Annotated in this window: 4 protein-coding genes; 2 read left to right on the forward strand and 2 right to left on the reverse strand. The window is 54.2% G+C overall.

Going from position 1 to position 4018, the window contains the following annotated elements; translation table 11 throughout:
• Positions 1-528: 528 nt before the first annotated feature.
• Positions 529-801: a hypothetical protein gene (locus ACILRA_RS20640; protein ID WP_395663931.1), complete on the reverse strand. Its 273-nt coding sequence runs from the start codon at positions 799-801 to the stop codon at positions 529-531.
• Positions 802-1752: 951 nt separating this feature from the next.
• Between ACILRA_RS20640 and ACILRA_RS20645 the strand changes: the two genes are divergently transcribed.
• Positions 1753-1992: a hypothetical protein gene (locus tag ACILRA_RS20645; RefSeq protein ID WP_395663932.1), complete on the forward strand. Its 240-nt coding sequence runs from the start codon at positions 1753-1755 to the stop codon at positions 1990-1992.
• A 373-nt stretch (positions 1993-2365) separates the two neighbouring features.
• Here the strand turns inward: ACILRA_RS20645 and ACILRA_RS20650 are convergent, their stop codons facing one another.
• Positions 2366-3085 (reverse strand): outer membrane protein, encoded by a 720-nt coding sequence (locus ACILRA_RS20650; protein WP_395663933.1) that lies wholly within the window; start codon positions 3083-3085, stop codon positions 2366-2368.
• A gap of 652 nt (positions 3086-3737) precedes the next feature.
• On the opposite strand from ACILRA_RS20650, the gene ACILRA_RS20655 reads away from it, so the two are divergent.
• Positions 3738-4018 (forward strand): hypothetical protein (locus ACILRA_RS20655; RefSeq protein WP_395663934.1); only part of this gene is annotated, 281 nt, incomplete at its 3' end.

Consider the following 4018-nt stretch of genomic DNA (forward strand, 5'->3'; position numbering starts at 1 on the left):
GGCGGGTGTTGCCTTTGTTGACACGGCTGCAGGCAATCGTCTCGACAACGAATTCCTACACCAAATCAACGAATTACGCTACATCCGCCAACCCAAGATCATCGCCCAGACGAATAATCCGGGCTAGCTTGAGCACGGTTTTATCGCAAAAGTCGCTTTCACTTTTATGGACTATGCTCTAGCGACTGGCCGCTTACCCATGAGGTCTTCGCTTCCGTCGTTCGCGTAATCAACTGCGTCATCACGACCAGATCCGCCGCCCGCGATGGCGCCGAGGCTACCAATAAATCAACATTCAACTTGGACCACTCGTTGGAGGCCGATCAAGGGTCTACTTCAGGAATTGAGACAGATGGACAACTACCCTGCCAGAGGGGCAGCGCTTCTGAGACGTATCGAATGACTTGAGGACGGGAGAATTTCTGGCTCATCGTAGCTCTTAGGAGAAGGCTCACCTTCAAGTCATGCATCGCCATAAGGAGAAGGGACCACCCAGCGGAATGGTCCCTTCAACATCCCCTTAGGTGGTCAGAGGCCGTCCATCTCACCCATCTTGCAAGACTGCATGAACTGATCTTTTGTGACGATGCCTTGATCCTTCTTCGTGATGGTCGACATGTGGCTGATGCGCTGCTCCCACTTGGGATCTTCCATCTGAGCCAGAGCTCCATCCTTGTCTGTGTCAGCCTTTTCAAACAAGGCTTCGCACTCCGCAGCATTCATTGCAAGGGCAGCGAAGACGGGCGCAACCAGAAAGAGCAGAGCGGATACCGAGAGAACAAGCTTCGATTTAAAAGTCATGTTAAACTCCTGTTTCTTGGCAAGTGGCTCTGTTAAATTTGCCACATGTAAAGTTATAAGAGTTCATAAGTACATAGCTTTGACTTACATCAAGCAACTCGGAGTATATCGCCTTCAACTTGTCTTTGATATTTCGGCCACAGTGATTACGACGCAAGTTTGAACGCGGATGGCGGGTATGCGGCCACTTCTTACGGCGCAAGCACCTACCACGGGCTGGACCGAGGTGGATTTCCCAGATCCGCTGGCACCGTTCGTGGCGAGACCGGTTCTCGCAAGAATCTCGAACAATTCGTTCCATAACTGTAAGGATGACTTCGTAACCATCGGACGATGAGTGTCTATCCGGTCAGACTAAGCTGAGCCTACTGAGGGTTGTGCCGCTCGAGAGTGGCAATGCCCGCTGTGGCGCAGGACCTGGCTCGTGAGCACACCGTGAAGGGAACCAATCTTGATGGCTCATCCTGCGCGGGCACGGCCGAGATCGTAATCACACCCAACTCAACCTGCAAGTTTAATCAGGCCAGTTTGGGGCGCGGGACGGTTTGCATCTGCACCCCAGACGGCTATTCGCTGGCGGCACTCTATGTGATTTAAGATGTGGTGGGCCTGATGATTTATCTCGTTCAGGATGACAGTACGCTCAACAGCGTCTGGACCCTCGCAGGCCAGCGCGGCCAAGGTACCGACGACTTGACGCTGGTGAACTTGAGGGTCCACGCCCGAACAGAAACTCTACGATATGGCTGCGCAAAGTCGACGACCGCGCCTATGGAAGAGGGACGCGGACATGAGTGACGGTGATCAGCCGTACCCACAATAGCGGTGGTTGACTGGCCGCTGTGACCCGCTGGGGGCCATTCTGAGGATTCGCAGTGGATGCAACCTGCACATTTCCGGAGACAGTTTTCAGCGCCATTATTGTATGGTTTCAGACGAGGAGCCAGACCCATGAAGCGCGGTGACCGCGGGAAATGCCGCATGGAGCGGATCGAGCGCGGTGGAAGCGATTCCGGCGAACCCGTCCAGTTTAAACACGGCGCTCAGGACATCGAAACCGAGAGGTCCATTGCAGAGCAAGAAGACCACAGCGGCAGGATGGTAAAGATAATGAGCAGCCTTGAAACCTTCATCATAGGCCGCGATTCCGCCAAAGACGCCGACAATCTCCCATCCTTCGCCATAAAGTGATTGCGCGGAGGATTCGCCCGCCAGGCCGGACTTCGGAGGGTGGCGTTTAGTTCTGGCAGCGGCTTTTCTTCGGGTGGTTTGCCCTTGCACGAAGAGCCTACCGGATGCAACGCCTTCCGGCCTTAGCATTTTTCCACCTTGATGGTGGCTGAAGGACCTGGGCGCCTAGCTGAGCTGGCTATCGCACTCTGGTTGACGAAGCCCGTGCTGCCATCCGGCAACTCGGGTTAAGGCGCTCCTACGGTGCTCGCTCTTGATTTGATTCTGCCGCTGTGCCCCGCCTGAAGGCAGCTTCCCTCCGCAGACCAGTTAAACAAAGTAATGGCGCTCAGCCGCCTTGCGGCTGAGCGCCATCAAACTGCGGACGGAAAGCTCAGAACTTGAAGCTCACCGTTCCCCTGACGATCGACATGTTCAGGTCGATGTCAGCATCGCCCGTGTCACCGAATTGGTATGAGCCCTCTCCGAGATCAACATAGAGGTATTCAACACCCAGCATGACGTTATCGGTCGCCATGTAGTTCACACCGCCGCCGACAGTCCAGCCCACCTGGGTGTTGCTATCGCTGTTGATCTCACCGGACCCGGACACGCTCAAGTCTGCATCGACACCGCCGAACGCCAAACCACCCGTGCCGTAGACCAGGACATCGCCCATTTCGAAACCAACACGTCCGCGAAGTGTGCCGAGCCAGCTCAGCGACGTATCAACGTCATAGTCGGAACCCGTAAGATTGATGACCGAGGGCTCGACGTCTGCATTGCCGGTCGCGTTCAACCAGGACAGATCGCCCACGGCGCCGATGACCAAACCATTTCCAAGCGCATAATCAAAGCCAACAAGACCGCCGATCATGCCGCCTTCGAGATCGCCTTTGCCATCCTCAGACACAACCTGCGACGAAGGATTGCTATGGTCGCGGAGTAGGTCACCCTTGACGTCCGCCTCACCAAAACCGTAGCCGCCTGTCACACCGATGTAAAAGCCACCACTCTGGGTGTCCTGGGCTTGCGCCGGTGATGATGTTCCGATGATGGCAAGAATGGCTCCCGCTGCGGTTGTCGCCAGAGCTGCCGTGACGCGTCTGATCATAAACTGATCCCCCATAACTCGTTACATAGCAGGATAATGGGAGTGTTCCGGAAAATCTATAAGGAATTACTTATCTTGAAAAAAAAATTCTACTTGGGGATAAACAAGCCAAGCCTATGATTTCTATGGGTGAGTTTGTATTACGGCCACTACACAGATATATAACCCTCTTGAAATTACAGATCAAGGTATGTCATTAAGAGCAAAATAGTGCATGGGGCATCCAATGTTGAATTCTGAAGTATTTTCTCCCGAGACACGCAAGGCCGTTGTGCAGCAGTTGAAGAAGGGCGGGTATAAGTTGCCCTCGCTTCAATCCTTCAATGTTGAGACCCACGGAACGGTTGGTCACGTTCTCTACGCTGGAAATATGTAGTCCAGACAAGAGTTTAGCGTCATAGCTGGATAAGCGCGATTGGCGAGTTCCGCTCTTCCCGCTCTCCTCATTGTCCTGAATTGTACACTCACTCTTCCGGCGTGTTTGGAGACACTTGCCGGAAGATGTGATGTTTTTTGCTCGTTGATATTGGATCCATGAGCGAAACGGAGAATACTACCCGTATTGCGGGTTGTTCTGTATCTCATCCCGTGGGTTGATCACTTCACAGTCGCTCCATGCCACTCGATGGACGGCTGCCGGAACGTCTGGGAATTGTCCACCGACGCCGACGAGCGTGCTTCGCTGTGCTCGCGCGTACCGCTTCGTGGCCTGATTGATCAATCATGGGCTGCGGCGGTCTTTCTTCTTCAGCCAAAGCACAATTTGACCCGCATTCGCCTGCTCCGGCTGTTCCGAATCGACCCGCGAATCAGGTCCGAGGGCTCGATACACAAGACGATCGTGCTGCCATTCAGCACTTCGGCGAAAGTCTCTCCCGGAAACCCGAGCGTCGAGAATACATGGTACTTGCGGCCTTCTTTGCAATGGGCGCC

The sequence above is a fragment of the Aestuariivirga sp. genome (genome assembly GCF_044239095.1).
In the GTDB taxonomy this organism is placed as follows: domain Bacteria; phylum Pseudomonadota; class Alphaproteobacteria; order Rhizobiales; family Aestuariivirgaceae; genus Aestuariivirga.